Origin of the sequence: Scytonema hankhaensis NUACC26 (assembly GCF_045865695.1) — a bacterium.
Taxonomy (GTDB): domain Bacteria; phylum Cyanobacteriota; class Cyanobacteriia; order Cyanobacteriales; family Nostocaceae; genus Scytonema.
This window is the reverse complement of sequence record NZ_BAACAP010000201.1, coordinates 1-15690: the sequence shown is the minus strand read 5'-3', so window position 1 is coordinate 15690 and position 15690 is coordinate 1. Positions and strand designations below refer to the sequence as shown.

Genomic DNA, 15690 nt, shown 5'->3' with positions numbered 1-15690 from the left:
TCATGACAAAATTAACCTCAAGAGCAACTCAACTCCACAAAAAATACAAGCTCATAACCAATGGATTCCTTTTTGTTATTGCAATGTGGTTGATTAGCCGACTCGTTGTTGTAGTTGGAATGCAAGTCATTGCTCCAATACTTTACACATCACCAGTCCAAACCCATTGGCAAACTGCATATCCACTTGACTTTGTTCCCGGTTTTATTCCCAAACCAAGTTGGGAACTCTTTTCCCATTGGGACGGTAAGTGGTATGGTCGAATTGTACTCAATGGTTACGACTATGCAGATGATGGACAGCAGCATTCTGTTGCTTTTTACCCCGTCTTTCCTTTGGTGATTCGTGGGGTAATGATGTTAGGCTTACCCTTTGAAGTAGCGGGTACGCTTGTCAGTAATTTTTCGTTTCTTGGTGCGTTGCTGCTGTTATATTCTTGGACAAAAGATCGCCATGGTATTCATGTAGCCCGATGGGTAATTGCTGTCATAGTTTGGTGTCCTTTTTCCCTATTTTGTACTGTTATTTATACTGAGGGATTGTTTCTATTGCTGACAACAGCAGCTTTGCGAGCATTTGACAAACGCCAACATATCCAAGCTGCTATTTGGGGTGCATTAGCAAGTGCAACTCGTGCTACAGGAGTCACACTTATACCTGCTTTCCTTTTTGTAGCTTGGAGAGAAAAAAGACCTGCGATCGCTTATGTAGCAGGTTTAGCTGTAGGGATTGGGTTAGTTTCATTTAGTTTGTATTGTGGTGTTCGATTTGGAGATCCCTTAGCATTTATTCGCATACAAAAAGCATGGGCGCAACCAAATTGGTGGTTTATTCTCAGGGATGCAGTAGACGCGGGTAATGATAGTTTGATTAAAGTTGTGATGGTTTTTGGTGGCGGTTACCTGTTATGGTACTTACGCACTAAAATAAGCAGTGTTGCTATTGTCTATGGCTTTTGTTCCCTGTTAGTCATGATTTTTTCCGGTGCTTTGATGTCTATCAATCGCTATGCATATGGCGTCGTGTCCCTATCAATAGCTTTTGGGCTAGTGCTTTCTCAACATCTTCGTTGGGGATACGCTATTTTGACTTGGTTTGCCATATCGCTCTTTTTCTACGCAATTGATTTTGCTATCTGGAACTGGGTGGCGTAATCAGTTACCAGTGACCAGTGAGCAGTTACCAGTGACCAGTAATCAGTGACCAGTGACCAATCCCCAATCACCTAATTGTTTTGATACTTTCTATTTGTTTTGAGAATAAATCTGTAAAAATGCTCATGATTGTGCGATCGCGTACTTTAATATTTGCGCTGATTGACATTCCTGATTGAAGAAGCACTTCTCGATTATTAACATTTAAAGATTGACGTTCTAAGCGAATTTTGACAGGAAAACTATAGTAAGGACGGATTTGATCGGGTGGTAGAGCATCAGAACCAATCGAGACAACTTCTCCTTTAATATCACCAAACTCGCTAAAAGGAAAAGAGTCAATCCGAACATCAACTTTCATCCCTTCTCTGATAAAACCTATATCTTGATTGGTGATATAAACTTTTGCGGTCAATTCTTCACTCGGTACAATTTTAAGAACTGATTGACTGGGGTTAGTAACAAACCCTGGATAACGAGCTTGTAAATCAAAAACAATTCCATCTGATGGGGATCTAATTTCTTGATATTGTAAGTTGACTCTTGCTTGACTGATTTGATTTTCTGTTTCAGCAATCTTTTTCTCATTTTCTAAGATTGCCTTGTTCAACTCACTATCAATTTGAGCCACTTGTTTATTATTACTTGCTATTTCAGCGTGTAGTTCTTTTTTGGCTGCTGCAATAGTATTATGGAGCTTTTCTTGCGATTGAGCGATCGCAAAGCGCAAACGTGCTTGCTCCTGTGTCAACCGTTCCACATCTGCTTGATGAGTGCGGACTTCCTGTTGTTGTTTGAGGAATTGTATCCGAGAAACTGCTCCTTCTACAGCAAGAGGCTCAATACTTTTAAGAATAGTTTGATTAACCTCTCGAATATCGCGAGCAGAGGATAGTTGAGCTTGGTTTTCGTTCAGTTGTTTCTTTAATTGATCTGTCTGTAGTTCATCAGAAGCAATTCGAGCTTTCAACTCTGCTTGACTAAATTCTATACGAGCTGCTTCCTCTGGTGAAAAATCAAGATTCTGATATTGTCCATTTAATTGAGCGCGGTAAAGTTTATTTTCCGCTATTAACGCTGCTCGATTTTGAGTTAAAGAAACCAATGCTGGAGGTAATTTGACTTGCGAGATCAATTGTGAATTATCAGTTCTAGTATTTTTACCAATAAGCTGAATGCGGTAGAATTGATTCTCGTGAATCAAAGCATTACGAATTTTGAGAAGTGAGATGAGTTGCGATCGCACTGCTGTAGGATCTAGTCTGAGAAGCAAATCGCCACGGCGAACTCGTTGCCCATCTTTCACAAGAATACTTTTGACAACACCAGCGACAGGAGCCTGCACTTCCTTCACAGTCCCTTGAGGTTCCAATTTTCCTTGACTGGGAATTGCCTCCTCAATTTTGGCAAAATTTGCCCAAATCAATACTAAACTCGTAACGCCTAAAATCCCCCAAAGAATAGCTCGCGACCACATAGGCGATTGTCGCAAGACAACAGAGCGACCAAATTTGTTATCTTCAGTCAGAGTTTTTACAGGAACTCTAACTTCTGGTTCTAAGACTTTTGATGATGAAAGTGGTTTTTGATCGAGTTGAATGTTCATTGTTGATTGTTAGTTGTTAGTTGTTAATTGTTTGTAGTTAGTTATTAGTTGTTAGTTGATATTTGTTAGTGGTTCTCATTTAAATGAAGTACAAATTCATCTGCGTTCGTCTGCTACAGGCTGCGGTTCCATAACTTTTTTATGTATTGCACCCAATAAAAAACTACTAACAAATTTACGGGCGCAAGGCATTACAACAAATGTACGGGCGCAAGGCCGCCGCGCCCCTACTAACTACTACCCACCAACTCTTGTTGTTGATAAAGGCAGTAGTAACGACCTTTTTGCGCCATCAGTTCTTCATGAGTTCCTTGTTCTACAACAGATCCTTGGTCTAATAGCAAAATCACATCAGCATTCTTGACAGTCCCCAAACGATGAGTGATGAAAAAGACCGTGCGATCGCGACAAGCTTCTGCTAAATTAAGACAAACCTCCCTTTCTGACTGATAATCTAAAGCACTCGTGGCTTCATCCAAAATCAGCAAGCGAGGATTTTGTAGAATCACGCGAGCAATAGCAATGCGCTGTCTCTGTCCTCCTGAAAGAGCAGAACCTCTTTCTCCGACTCTCGTGTTGTACCCATTAGGCAGAGACATAATAAAATCATGTGCTGCAGCTATTTTTGCTGCTTCTATAATTTCTTCTGGTGTAGCATCTGGATGAGTCAAAGCAATATTCTCCTGCACTGTGCCATCAAACAAAAGAGAATCTTGAAGTACCATCCCAATCTGACGGCGTAGGGAATAAAGTTCTACTTTGGCAATATCATAGTCATCAATAAAGATTCTGCCTGACTCTGGGTCGTAAAGTCGTTGTAAAAGCTTTGTTAAAGTGCTTTTCCCAGAGCCACTTTGTCCGACAATTCCAATAAATTGTCCAGCTTGAAAATCTACATTAATATTCTTCAGTTGCAATGGTCCGTTAGTGTTAAATCGAAAACAAACATTTTCGTACTTTACAGCGCCACGAATAGACGGCATAGGAATGTTTTGACGATCTAATTCTGTGACTTCTGCAGGACTATCCAAAATATCACCAAGCCTTTCTAAAGAAAGTGCAGTCTCTTGAAAGTTTTGCCACAATTGTGTTAAACGCAACAATGGTGCTGTTACGTAACCAGCAATAATACGAAAGGCAATCAACTGACCTAAAGAGAGTTTGCCTTGAAGGACTAAGGATGCTCCTACCCATATGACTAATAAACTAGAAACTTGGTTGAGAAAATTGCTTGTGACGTTAGCACCTGTAGAAGTGACAACAGTTTTAAAGCCAGCATCAACATAGTTAGCATATCGTTCTTGCCATTGCCAACGCGATCGCAATTCTATATTCTGTGCTTTGACTGTTTGAATACCTGACATGACTTCTACTAAATATGATTGAGCTTCGGCATTACGCTCTGCTTTCCTTCGCAACTGCTGTCGGATTACCGGAGAAATAACTATTGTGAGAAAGGCAAAAAGTGGTACAGTTGCCAGAGCTACTATAGTTAGCAACCAACTATACAATGCCATCACGACTATATAAATGACGGAAAATACAGCATCCAATACTACTGTTAAAGCAGTTCCCGTGAGGAATGAACGAATATTTTCCAATTCTTGAGCGCGAGTGGCTAGCTCCCCTACAGGTCGCCGTTCAAAATAACGCAAGGGCAAACGTAGGAGATGATCGATAATTTCTGAACCTAAAGTGAGGTCAATTCGATTTGTTGTATCAACAAATAAATAAGTACGGAGGCTTGTTAAGAGTCCTTCAAAAACAGCTAATATTAATAGTAGTATACCTAGTACATTTAATGTGTTGGAGCTATTTTGAATAATGACTTTATCGATAATAAGTTGAATGATAAGAGGATTTGCTAAACTAAAAACTTGGACAAAAAAGGAAGCGAGAAGGACTTCAAGGAGAACTTTACGATATTTTATTAAGGAAGGAATAAACCAACGTAAGCTAAATTTTTGCTGAGGCGTGTATTTAGTAGGTTTGAGTAGTAAGACTTGACCTTCTTCTCCCCAGTTTTCAATAAAATTACCTAACTTTTGCTGTACGATACCTACTTCTGGGACTGCTAACACGAGCTTTTGGTCAGTAATTTCATAAAGGATGGCGAAACTATCTTGCCATCGAATCATAGCAGGAGTTTGTAGCTTGGTAATTCCAACAGCTTTAATGTTAAGTAATTGGGCATTTAATCCAATTAGTTCAGCAATAGCACCGCAAAGTTGTAGGGACAGGGTTTGAGTGCGCTGAATTTGATTGTCTAACACTTTTGCGATCGCATCTCGACGAAAAGGAATATTCCAATACTGACTCAGCATTTGAAAACAAGCTAAGGTTGCGTTTTTCGGTCCTCGACCTTGAATGTGAGGGTAATTAGGCGAGCGCGATTTATGAATAACTACTGCTTCTAATTTGGGTGGACTTTCAGGCGCGTAGGCAATTTCTTCAGAAGTATGAAGTGTAAAAGATGAAGAATGAGAATTTTCATCCTCAATACTTTCTACTTTATCCTTTTTTAATGGCAAACCTATCAGCCGTGGCTTAACAGAAGCTTCTCCTGTTAGCTCGCTTGTCTTCGTTTTCAGATCTATAAGAGTTCCTACTGGAAATTGTTCAGATGTTTTACTACTGAGAAACCAATTTAATGAAGGATCGAGTTGAAGGTTAATTTTTTTATGATTAGCAAGAGTCAAGGCAGTTGCTTCAGGAAATAACTTGAAAGCAAGTTCTGCAATATCTGATACATTATAAGATTTTAGTAAAGCTTCACTATCAGCTCGTCGTGCCAGTTCTATACCTAATAACTCAAAAACTTCAATGACACTACAACGGTTGTAAAATTCTTGTGCAAAAGTCGGAGAATTCTCTAACAAGCTTAAAAAATCCGTTGCGGGAAAGTTTACACAAATTGTTTCTTGCGAAGCAATAACTGTTTCACAAGGGACTCCTCGTAACAAACTGACCCAACCCAAAATTTCCCCCGATTTCAGTAACTTTAGTGTAATGGGCATTTGAGTATTTGGATCGTTCGCTAGTAAACGTGCTTGACCCTCATAAATAACAGAGACTTGAGAGGATATATGTTCTTGTACGAGAATTATTTGACCCATGCGGTAACGCAAAAGTTGTAGCTTAGGTAGCAATTTTGCTAGTTCTTGTTCTGAGAGTTGATTAAAGGGGACTAGTTGAGTTAAGAAATCTTGAATAGAGGCTTTGGTATAAGTCATTAAATTATTAGTTATTGGTTGTTGGTTGTTAGTTGTTGGTTGTTAGTTGTTGGTTGTTGGTTGTTGGTTATTCTTTTCCACTAACCACTAACCACTAACCACTAACCACTAACTGTTCTTTTTCATTCCTCAATTTCTGAAGCTGTTCTGTAAGCCAATTTTCAAAGAGTTCGTTTAGTAAGCGAGTTTTCATAGCTTCATCCAATTGCGCTGGAACATATTTTTCCAAGCGCACGATGACAAACCACTCACCAATCCGAGTTGGAGGTAAAAGTTTACCAGGTTGATTGCTATAAAGCATTTGTACCATCACCGGATGGAGTGCAGACAATTCAACAGGACCAACTAAGCCACTTGTTTGGGCTTCCGGACCTTGTGAATATTCTCGTGCTAGTTCTGCAAAGGACTGTTCTTTTGCCAAAATACGAAAGTAAAGTTCTTGAGCAACTCCTGCATCTTGAGTTCTCAGTAGAGAATAAATTACCTTGTCCAGTTTTGTTTTGCACTGGAAAAAATAGGGTTCCAACTTTTTGCCCCAAGTCGCCTGCTTGAATTTTTCGATTTTGAGCCGACGAGTAACGATTGTCTCCAGATGAACTGGTGACAAATTGTAGTATGCCATCCATGCTCTGACATCAGCTTCATTTTTCAACTGATGTTCGGCATAAAACTGCTGTTGAGTTTGGGCAACTTCATTAGGGGTGTACTCTATAAATTCAACAGCTTCATCAAGAATTAACTCCCGTAGTAACTGTGGTAGCATTTGATAGCTAGCCAGTAAGGAAGTTAGTTCGCTCGCTTTGATTGTACGGTTACCGATTTGCAACACTTCAGTCATGAACTACCAGACACTTGAAAATGCATAGTCTGCTTGGTGCTGCGCCCTGTGTTTGTAGATACTATTACGGTATGTGAAAGAAAGTGGTTGGGCGTTATAGCCATCTTAATAGAAACTTGTAGCTGCACCACCCGGTAGAGGCAAACTCACTTCTTCCATCCGCTAGCTATTTTAATAACAAATTATACGATTTATGTGTATGTTAAGAATAGTAACACAAATAACACAAAAATTTAAATTACAAGCAAAGACCGGGCTTTTGAGCAAAGCCTAGTCTTTATGAAAGTCTATTGACAAATAGTCCTGTAAAGAGAGTAGCGAGTTTTGGTAATTTTATTTATGCCAATGTTTTTTTCTTTGCTCTCCTTCGCATACCTACACCTAACGCAAGTGCTGTCATTGAACCCAGAACAGTGAAAGGTTCGGGAACTGGCTCTAGGTAGGCGTTGCCAGATCCATCAACTTCTACTAAATCATCCTCAAGTAGAATTCCGTCAAAGCCCGTATTATCGGTATCGTATAAGTAAAAATTAACTGTAGACGAACGCACCCAAGGGCGCGGATAAATCTGTACCTCAGCAGATTAGAAAGCGCTGTATCAATTGCTGTGATTGGGGTTAAAGCGCCAATTGAGGAGTTTTTCTAGAATTCGGCTTTGACGTTTGGCGTTTTGCTCGATCGCTTCAAAGGCTGTAACAGTACTGGCTTGGCTCAATTGGCTCTCACGCCTAATATGAGTCAAATTCAAGGTGCGATCGAGGTAAAACTGATATTCTTCAGCCAGAGAAGATTGGTCGCGTTCAAATTGTTGATTAATAGTATCTATAAGAATTGAATTGCAATTAACACCTTCAAGTTTGTCAGCAGCGAGACGCCATTTTAAAAGTTGTTCTATGAGAGAAATCTGACATATAACGTTTTGTTCAATTTCTTCAAAAGCCTGATGCGTTGCATCACGGTCGAGTCGCCCTTGACGCCATAGATGCGTCCAAGCCAGGATACTATTGAGTGAGAGCTTGAGTTCAATTGACAGAGATGATGCAAATTGTTTAAATTCTCGATCTACCCAGCTACTATTTATATACGTCACAGGATATATTATTTTATTGTTCATAGTGGAATTTTTGGCTTATTAATTTCTTTTTTTAAAAAATATGCGGTAATTAACGGTAATTTTTGGAAACTCTTACCACTTTACAAGTAACTCGCATCCATTTTCCTATACCTAAAAGTAGATTTTCTATCTATCGACTACTGTTTTCTATCTTTGGATGTATTGATAGAATATTACGAGAAAAGGTAGGGATGCTCTTTCTCTGTCTAACGAAAGAGTTAGGAGGAAAGGTTTTTCCCTATTTGGCATGGCCGATTTAAGCATGACAGTTTTTTAAGTGCTTCAAGATTTCAGAACCCGTAGAGAGGGCAAAAATGGCAGTCATATCAGTTAATCAAAAAATTTTTGAAAAATTAAAACAAGCATATATAGAGAAATTTGGTGCTTCACCTAAGTTTCTGATTAATGAACTAAATCGAGTTTATCAAGATAAAAAGGAAGATTCTAAAGATATTATTTCAGATAAAACAATTCGGAATTTTTTTAAGGAGGACGAATCATCAAAAATACAAGAGAAGAATCTCAATTTTTTATGTAAAATTTTATTAGGATATGAAAGTTATCAAGAAGCTTTAAGGTATCAAGTAGCGTTGGAAAAAGGAGATATAGACGAACCTGACTATGGAGAAACTTGGTTCGAGCGCTATCAAGAATATCTCAAGAGGAAGTGCGGTACTATAAAAGTCCTAACGATGACTTATCCCGTACAACTAGATAATATTTATGCCCAAGTCAATGTTTTAGAAAACATTCAAGGAAAGCAGTCTAAAACCATTCAAGAACTCTTTAGCCATTTTTCAAGCGAAAATATAGGATTTAGTCGATTTAACTATAGAATTCAGAATCATTTATCTGCTTTAGATGCTGTTAAAAACTATTCTAAACTACTTATTTGGGGTAAGCCGGGTGCAGGAAAGACAACTTTTCTCAAACATCTTGTTTTACATTCTATTCGGCAAGAGGAAATCCAAGAGATTCCAATTTTTATTTCATTGAAAGCATTTTCAGATGAAGAACAAGAATTAAGTCTTACCGATGCCGTTCAAAAAGATTTGTCTGATTATGTTTCCAATGCATCTCATTTTGTTAAAGATTTGCTAGAACAAGGTCGTTGCTTAATTTTACTTGATGGATTAGATGAGGTAGGAGAGACAAAAAGCGATCGCTTGTATCAAATTATTGATGATTTTGTTAAAAAATTTTCCAAAAATCGTTTTGTTCTCACTTGTCGTTCTGGCTCTGCTGATTATATATTTCCCGATTTTACAGAAGTAGAGATGGCTGATTTTGATAATAATCAAGTGGAGCTTTTTATTAGAAAATGGTTTGCACCTAGCGAAGATTTGAAATTAGCAGATAGCTTGCTTGAAAAAATAGAAACAAATAGAGCTATAGAAGAACTAACGGCAAATCCTTTATTACTAACAATGTTATGCTTGGTATTTGACGAGCGCTACGAACTTCCCAGAAATCAGTACTCGCTTATTCATGACGCAGTAGAAATTCTTTTACGAAAATGGGATGCAAGCAGACGAATAGAACGAAGTGTAACGAATAAATTTAATCTACCCTACCAGCAAAAAGTCAATTTACTGAGTAAAATAGCTTATGAGTCTTTTATGCAAGAACCACACAAGATTTTGTGGCAACAAAGGGAATTAGAAGAAATTATCGGAAATTATATTGAAAATTTGTCTGATTTTTCTAACGATACTCTCAATGTTGATAGTTTAGCTGTTTTAAAAAGAATAGAGGCAAATCATGGATTGCTTGTTAAACAAGCACAAGATATTTACTCATTTTCACACTTAACTTTTCAAGAATATTTTGTGGCTAACTATATTGTAGAAAGCCGAAGCTCCGAACTTTTAAAAGAAGTTGTTAAACAGCATTTAGTAAACCGTCAATGGCGAGAAGTCTTTCTAATAATTGCAGGACGACTAGCGAATGCTGATGATTTTTTAAAAATCCTATTTATTCAAATTAATAAGCTAGTCAGTAGTAAACGATTACAAGATCTGTTGACTTGGCTAGACGATGTCACAACTTATCATGATGTCAAATCAAGTTCTTGGCGAGCTTTTTATTTATTTGTAGATCAGGAATTTGAACTTTATACAAATCAACTTTCAAAAGTCGATTCAGCCCAAGCACAAAAACTTGCCGTTCTTTTAAAAGAGTTTAATCGAGAACGAAAAAAGATTATCGATCGCTCACCTCTTTCTGATTTTGCATTATATTTAGTAGATACTTATACTAAAGTATCTGCTAGAGCCAAGAACAAGCAGTTTATGTCTCATAAAGTTAGTCCTTTGCTGAGAAAGGAACTTCCCATAAGTGATGATACTGTCATGACTCCTCAGTTAACAGGTGAAGGTGTAACCATTGATAAAAATAGAGGTGTGATTACTCTGAGAAAACAACAGAGGCAAATTACTCTTGACAAAGATAATTTTCCCAACCACATCGGGTCTAGTATTACCAGCGATAAATCTTTAAATTACGAGGGTTTAGCAGACGAACTCATGTTCTTAAAAGAAAGCTTTCCTGCTGATAATGCACCTCAATCAGATTGGCAGGATTGGATAAAACATTTAAGAGGAGTCATGAGACTATATTTGAATATCGGTTATGATGACGTAAAATTCTCACTAGATCAAATCAAAACCTTAAAAGATTATTTGTACGCTAATACTCTCCTTCTAGAGTGTATTAAAGGAAGTAGTTACTCTTCTAAAGATTTACGCAACCAAATTCTCGATTATCTATTGCTACCTAGCAAGCGCATTCCTGAAACACTCATTAGAGAACAGGGACTGGGGGTTAGGGGCTAGGGGTTAGACAAGAGAGATTTTTTTGTTCCCCTCGTTCCCAGGTTCCGCCTGGGAATGCAGTACACGAGGCTCTGCCTCGTACCTTCCAAATATAGCAGTTTTCAGTTGAATAAAGTACAGATTTATCTGCGTCCATCTGCTACAGGCTGCGGTTCCTTAATCATTTAATGTATTGCACCCAACTGAAAACCGCTATATTACCTACTATTCAATGTTGCTGGAATGCTTTGATTGCTGGAGGCGGAGCCTGGGAACGAGAGTGAGGCGTCTGCCTTCTACCTGCTATTTTCCATTCCGGACTTTACCGCTTTTTACCGTAAGATACCACAAGTGGTATAATTTTGTGGTGTTCAGACAGTTAAAAAAACTAAGTAGACTTAAATTATGAGCAAGTCACAAGTAAAAAAGTGCGATCGCAAACCTGGTGAAAAGTGGACTGATGGTTGTTGTAGTTCAAATCTAACGGAACATCCTGAGATAGAAAAATTGGAAGACTCAATAACATATGCTGCCATTGAGCCTTCTTTGTTATCTGAATCAGGTTCACAAAAACATTAATTTTTTACAAAATTATGTAAATTTTATTTACAAAGATTCTAAATAGGTTAAAAGGTCTGCCATGGCTTGAGGGCTTGGCTGGAATTTTGGCATAGGTGGCGTTTCACCACTTGTTACTTGATGTATGAGACCGTAGGGCGATTTGCGTTTAGAGACCCCTTGTAAGCTCGGTCCAACACTGCCATCTGCTTGCCAGCCATGACAACCAGCACAATTTATTTGAAAGATGGCGTGTCCTTGTACTGGGTCACCATTAAGCGCTAGAACAGCTATAGCATAAGGATCTGAGGGTCTAATTGCATAAACAGCAAAAATGCCCAAAAGGACTGTTAGCACCACCGCCAGAGCCATTAGTGCGATGCGCTGAATCAGATTTTTAGGTTTGGGGATCTGGTTATCCAAAAGTTTGCTGTTCAAGTCAAAGTGTACAAAAAAATTTTATTTCATACACATAGCTTAAAAGTTCTTGATGAAATATGCAATTGCGTTGTGTTGGAGAGTACAGATTGGGGAACTCGGGGCCCCCTCCTTGTTGAGGGGCAATGGGGATTGGGGATTGGGGAACTCGGGGCTCCCTCCTTGTTGAGGGGCAATGGGGATTGGGGATTGGGAATGGGTATGAAAAGGTGAAAGAGGTGTTGCTGAATTTGGTAGAATGAATGGCGGGAACCAATTTTATGCACAAAGGAGATCTAACGTGGTTGAACCCCTGCTTGACGGCATTGTACTTGGTCTTATCTTCGTAACCCTCGGCGGATTGTTTTACAAAGCCTACGAGCAGTACAAGCGTGACAAACAGCTCGGCGTGTAAATGTAGGAGTCGTAAGTGGTGAACGGGGAGTTATAAATCCTATTCCCCAATTGCCCTTCGGGTTCGCAGTCCCCTAGGTCGGGAAACCCTCCTTCAGGGCTGTCTCACCAATCGCCAATCCCTACTCCCTACTCTTAACTCGATAAAAGGTTAAAGCCGTATTTCCGTAGACTTTCTCACGACAGATTTCCCAAGAAGGTATGATGGGTGGTGTCCAATCTTGGGGGCTGTGTTCTAGTGCTATTTCGCCGTCTGTATCTAAAATATGATGGTAAGCTAAGACTTCTAATACTGGCTGATATAATCCGCTAGCATAGGGTGGATCGAAATAAATTTTGTCAAATTGTTGCCCTGAGAGTTTTGGCAACGTTTGTAAGGCATCTCCCCGCATGACTTGAAATTTTTGTTCTGCATTAGCTAGGTGTTGCCAATTTTCTTGAATAATGGCACACGCACGACTGGATTTTTCAATTCCTGTCACTAAACTGGCTCCTCTGCACAAAGCTTCTGCGCCCATTGACCCAGTTCCAGCACACAAATCTAACCAGCGACAACCATCTATCGTACCCTGCCAAATATTAAACACTGCCTCCCGTACTCGCGCACTGGTGGGTCTGGTTTCTCTCCCTGGCAATGTTTTTAAGGGACGATTACCGTAAATTCTTAAGCTCATTTGTTAACGGTCATTAGTCATTGGTCAAAAGGTCATTAGTCAACAGTTATCGGTCATTTGACACTGGACAAATGACACTCGTACACTGGACAAAATTCTTGAGTCAGTAGTCACTGGACAAAGGACACTGGATAAAATTCTCCCTATGCAGCAACTTGTGTCCAAACTTGAGAGACAAAATTAGATAGAATCTGCAATCCAATGTTAGAAGATTTTTCCGGATGGAATTGTACTGCCATCAGATTATCGCGGCCGATCGCAGCTGTGACAGTTTGATTGCCATGAGTGACAGTTGCGGCACAAACTTGGGGATCGGTTGGCTCTACATAATAAGAATGGACAAAATATACCCATGGATTTTGCGGTAAATATTCCCACAATGTTGTTTTTGGTTGGGTTAGTTCGAGTTGATTCCAACCCATATGGGGAATTGTGATACCTGGTTCCGGAACAAATCGCCGTACTATTCCTTTAATAATTCCCAGTCCTGGCTCAACTCCTTCTGCACTTGATTCAAAAAGAATTTGTAAACCCAAGCAAATACCTAAAAAAGGTTTGCCAGAATCAATTGCTTCTTTTATGGGTTTTTCCAAATCAAGCGATCTCAACTGTTTTACAGCTGGATCGAAGGAACCCACTCCTGGCAAAACGATAGCATCTGCTTTTTCTAATTCTTTTGCCGAATCAGTAATCCTTGGAGTTGCGCCAGCTTTTTCTAATCCTTTGCAAACCGAGTGCAAGTTTCCCATGTCGTAGTCTACGACTGCAATCAACGCCATTTACCTGCTCCCTGCTAATTTATTATGGAGGGTACTTATATTCTAAATAATAATTCTTATGCAGAAAAGGTTTTTATTAACTTCTTTTCAAACTTGGTTACCTCATCAAAAATCAAATTCTTCTGACGATCTATTGGCAGAAGTTGTCCGACTTAATTCGTTGCCTTATGAGTTAACGCTATTGCGACAATTGCCTGTCGATGTCGAGCAAGCTAGTTTTCGAGTCATAGAAAAGATCCGCGAAGTTCAGCCAGAGCTCATCGTTTGCTGTGGTATGGCTGAAAAACGGACGCTATTAAGTGTGGAAGTAGGTGCTGTGTCTGGGGAAAGTATGTTGCTGACAACGGTTGATTTAGAAAAGTTAGTGGCGGATTCCCAGAATATTGAGATTAGTCACGACTGTGGGAAATTTGTCTGTGAAGGTCTTTATTATTCGGTTCTCGATGAACTACGTCTCCGAGAACTAAAAACCCCTTGCATATTTGTCCACGTTCCTATTTTGACTGAAGAGAACTTCCCCTCAATCTTGGAGGATTTTTTCCTGATGACTCACAGATTGGCACTTTTGTAAAGATAATTGCGTCTCAAAGTAGAAAAAAATCAGTTCGTATATGTTTCCATTCTTACTCATTCTTCCCATCGCACAAATAACACCTTCCCCAATCGCTCCCCCACCCGCACCACTTGAAGAAATTGTTCAACCGCAACAAGTACGCCCTCTCCCAGGCAAATTAGATAACGTACCAGTATTTAATAGTAATAGCCCTGAAAAGGTTTTGAAAGAAGGAATTTTGCTCTCTACTTTTCCATCAGAAGGGAAAAAAGTTCCCACAGCACATTTAAATTTTCCTTTTAAAGGTCGATTCGATGTTTTTGCTCATCACGTAGCTCAAGCACCAACTCCGGAAGATTTGCGATCGCTATATCTAGGAATTATCGTTCATAACCCTAATTCTCAACCAGTAACAATCAATATTTTGCAAGCAGCTACTTATCTCAGCCAACCCGATGCACCCTTTGTCGAATTGCCATCTAAAAGTGATAATATTTTGAGCAATACCTTTGCAGGACCGGGCGATCGCGTAACAAATCAAGTTCTTCGGGGACAACGGCAAGAAACCTTCCCAGCTCAAATAATTATTCCACCGGGGGAAAGCCAAATGTTACTTAATGTACCAATTCCCGTAAAAGAACTTACCCCACCTTTAAATGGTCGGTCTACATATATGCGGCTATGGAGTAGTGGCACAGTTTATGCAGCCAGTCTGGCAATGCTTGCACCAACAAATCCTGATGGTAGCGAACGTCCTCCTACAGTGGAAGAGTGGCAATATCTATTAAATAATAGTGAATTATCCAGTCCTCGTGACAAAACACCTACTCCTTTAGAAGAGACAAGCAAACCAATAATTTATGGGCGTGTTGCTGGAGTTGCTTTAGGTTCGGAATGGAAAGGTTTACTCGCAGACAATCCTGAAAAAACATATCTTACCATTCCCAGTCCCGGACAAGCTTTTTCCTATGGACTATCTACTTTAGATCGCGGCACATTGGGTACCGAGCAAATACAAAGTGCGCCTATGTTAGTACGCTATCCCGACACTGCTTATCGCGCCCATGGAAACTATGGAGTGCAATACAGTTTAACTTTGCCGTTATATAACAATAGTCAAAACCAGCAGACAGTCACTGTGTCAATGCAAACACCAATTAAAGAAGATAAGTTAACTAAATCGGGATTGCGCTTTTTTAACTCAGCTTCCCCGCAAGTTTTCTTTCGCGGATCGGTGCGAGTTCGCTATCAAGATGATGCAGGTTTGCCTCAAACCGAGTACGTGCATTTGGTGCAAAGACGGGGACAACAGGGAGAGCCTTTGGTAGTGTTGAATATGAAGGCAGGGGAAAAGAGATTGGTTGAAGTGGATTTTCTCTATCCCCCAGACGCGACTCCTCCACAAGTCTTGACAGTGACCAGTGACCAGTGACCAATGACCAATGACCAGTAATCAGTGACCAGTGATATCATGTTCGGTTAAACGCTTATAATATTTGTAGGTTGGGTTGAGGAACGAAACCCAACATGAGTGCAG

The 15690-nt window shown here is 39.6% G+C and carries 14 protein-coding genes; 6 read left to right on the top strand and 8 right to left on the bottom strand.

The features are described from left to right. Window positions 1–2 precede the first annotated feature (2 nt). The gene (locus ACKTT2_RS23180; protein ID WP_407890881.1) at window positions 3–1154 is read left to right on the top strand and encodes a mannosyltransferase family protein; all 1152 of its coding nucleotides are present in this window, start codon (window positions 3–5) and stop codon (window positions 1152–1154) included. A gap of 67 nt (window positions 1155–1221) precedes the next feature. On the opposite strand, the gene ACKTT2_RS23175 is transcribed toward ACKTT2_RS23180, so the two are convergent. From ACKTT2_RS23175 to ACKTT2_RS23155, 5 genes are all read right to left on the bottom strand, one after another. Further along, window positions 1222–2760, bottom strand: a complete 1539-nt coding sequence (locus ACKTT2_RS23175) for a beta-barrel domain-containing protein (protein ID WP_407890878.1) — start codon at window positions 2758–2760, stop codon at window positions 1222–1224. A 230-nt stretch (window positions 2761–2990) separates the two neighbouring features. Next, window positions 2991–5993, bottom strand: a complete 3003-nt coding sequence (locus tag ACKTT2_RS23170) for a peptidase domain-containing ABC transporter (RefSeq protein WP_407890876.1) — start codon at window positions 5991–5993, stop codon at window positions 2991–2993. A 94-nt stretch (window positions 5994–6087) separates the two neighbouring features. Continuing rightward, a complete protein-coding gene (locus ACKTT2_RS23165; protein ID WP_407890874.1) occupies window positions 6088–6831 on the bottom strand; it encodes a peptidylprolyl isomerase in 744 nt (247 codons plus the stop codon). A gap of 337 nt (window positions 6832–7168) precedes the next feature. Next, entirely contained in the window at window positions 7169–7381 is a 213-nt protein-coding gene (locus ACKTT2_RS23160) for a PEP-CTERM sorting domain-containing protein (protein WP_407890872.1), read from the bottom strand. Between the two features lie 48 nt (window positions 7382–7429). After that, complete coding sequence (locus ACKTT2_RS23155; protein WP_407890870.1) at window positions 7430–7945, bottom strand: hypothetical protein; 516 nt, start codon at window positions 7943–7945, stop codon at window positions 7430–7432. A gap of 314 nt (window positions 7946–8259) precedes the next feature. On the opposite strand from ACKTT2_RS23155, the gene ACKTT2_RS23150 reads away from it, so the two are divergent. Together ACKTT2_RS23150 and ACKTT2_RS23145 are read left to right on the top strand one after the other, a co-directional pair. Beyond that, window positions 8260–10779 (top strand): NACHT domain-containing protein, encoded by a 2520-nt coding sequence (locus ACKTT2_RS23150; protein WP_407890868.1) that lies wholly within the window; start codon window positions 8260–8262, stop codon window positions 10777–10779. A 384-nt stretch (window positions 10780–11163) separates the two neighbouring features. Further along, window positions 11164–11337: a hypothetical protein gene (locus ACKTT2_RS23145; RefSeq protein WP_407890866.1), complete on the top strand. Its 174-nt coding sequence runs from the start codon at window positions 11164–11166 to the stop codon at window positions 11335–11337. 27 nt (window positions 11338–11364) lie between these two features. On the opposite strand, the gene ACKTT2_RS23140 is transcribed toward ACKTT2_RS23145, so the two are convergent. Continuing rightward, complete coding sequence (locus ACKTT2_RS23140) at window positions 11365–11739, bottom strand: c-type cytochrome (protein ID WP_407890863.1); 375 nt, start codon at window positions 11737–11739, stop codon at window positions 11365–11367. 295 nt (window positions 11740–12034) lie between these two features. On the opposite strand from ACKTT2_RS23140, the gene petG reads away from it, so the two are divergent. Then, entirely contained in the window at window positions 12035–12148 is a 114-nt protein-coding gene (petG, locus tag ACKTT2_RS23135) for a cytochrome b6-f complex subunit V (protein WP_407890861.1), read from the top strand. A 121-nt stretch (window positions 12149–12269) separates the two neighbouring features. Here petG and rsmD read toward each other — a convergent pair whose 3' ends face one another. Both rsmD and hisH read right to left on the bottom strand, forming a co-directional pair. Continuing rightward, window positions 12270–12821, bottom strand: coding sequence for a 16S rRNA (guanine(966)-N(2))-methyltransferase RsmD (rsmD, locus tag ACKTT2_RS23130; RefSeq protein ID WP_407890859.1), 552 nt, complete (start codon window positions 12819–12821; stop codon window positions 12270–12272). Between the two features lie 143 nt (window positions 12822–12964). Beyond that, on the bottom strand, window positions 12965–13600 hold the full coding sequence (gene hisH, locus ACKTT2_RS23125) for an imidazole glycerol phosphate synthase subunit HisH (RefSeq protein ID WP_407890856.1): 636 nt from the start codon (window positions 13598–13600) through the stop codon (window positions 12965–12967). Window positions 13601–13658: 58 nt separating this feature from the next. On the opposite strand from hisH, the gene ACKTT2_RS23120 reads away from it, so the two are divergent. After that, complete coding sequence (locus tag ACKTT2_RS23120) at window positions 13659–14171, top strand: peptidase C15 (RefSeq protein ID WP_407890854.1); 513 nt, start codon at window positions 13659–13661, stop codon at window positions 14169–14171. Window positions 14172–14211: 40 nt separating this feature from the next. Further along, on the top strand, window positions 14212–15585 hold the full coding sequence (locus ACKTT2_RS23115; protein ID WP_407890852.1) for a DUF3370 domain-containing protein: 1374 nt from the start codon (window positions 14212–14214) through the stop codon (window positions 15583–15585). Window positions 15586–15690: the final 105 nt, after the last annotated feature.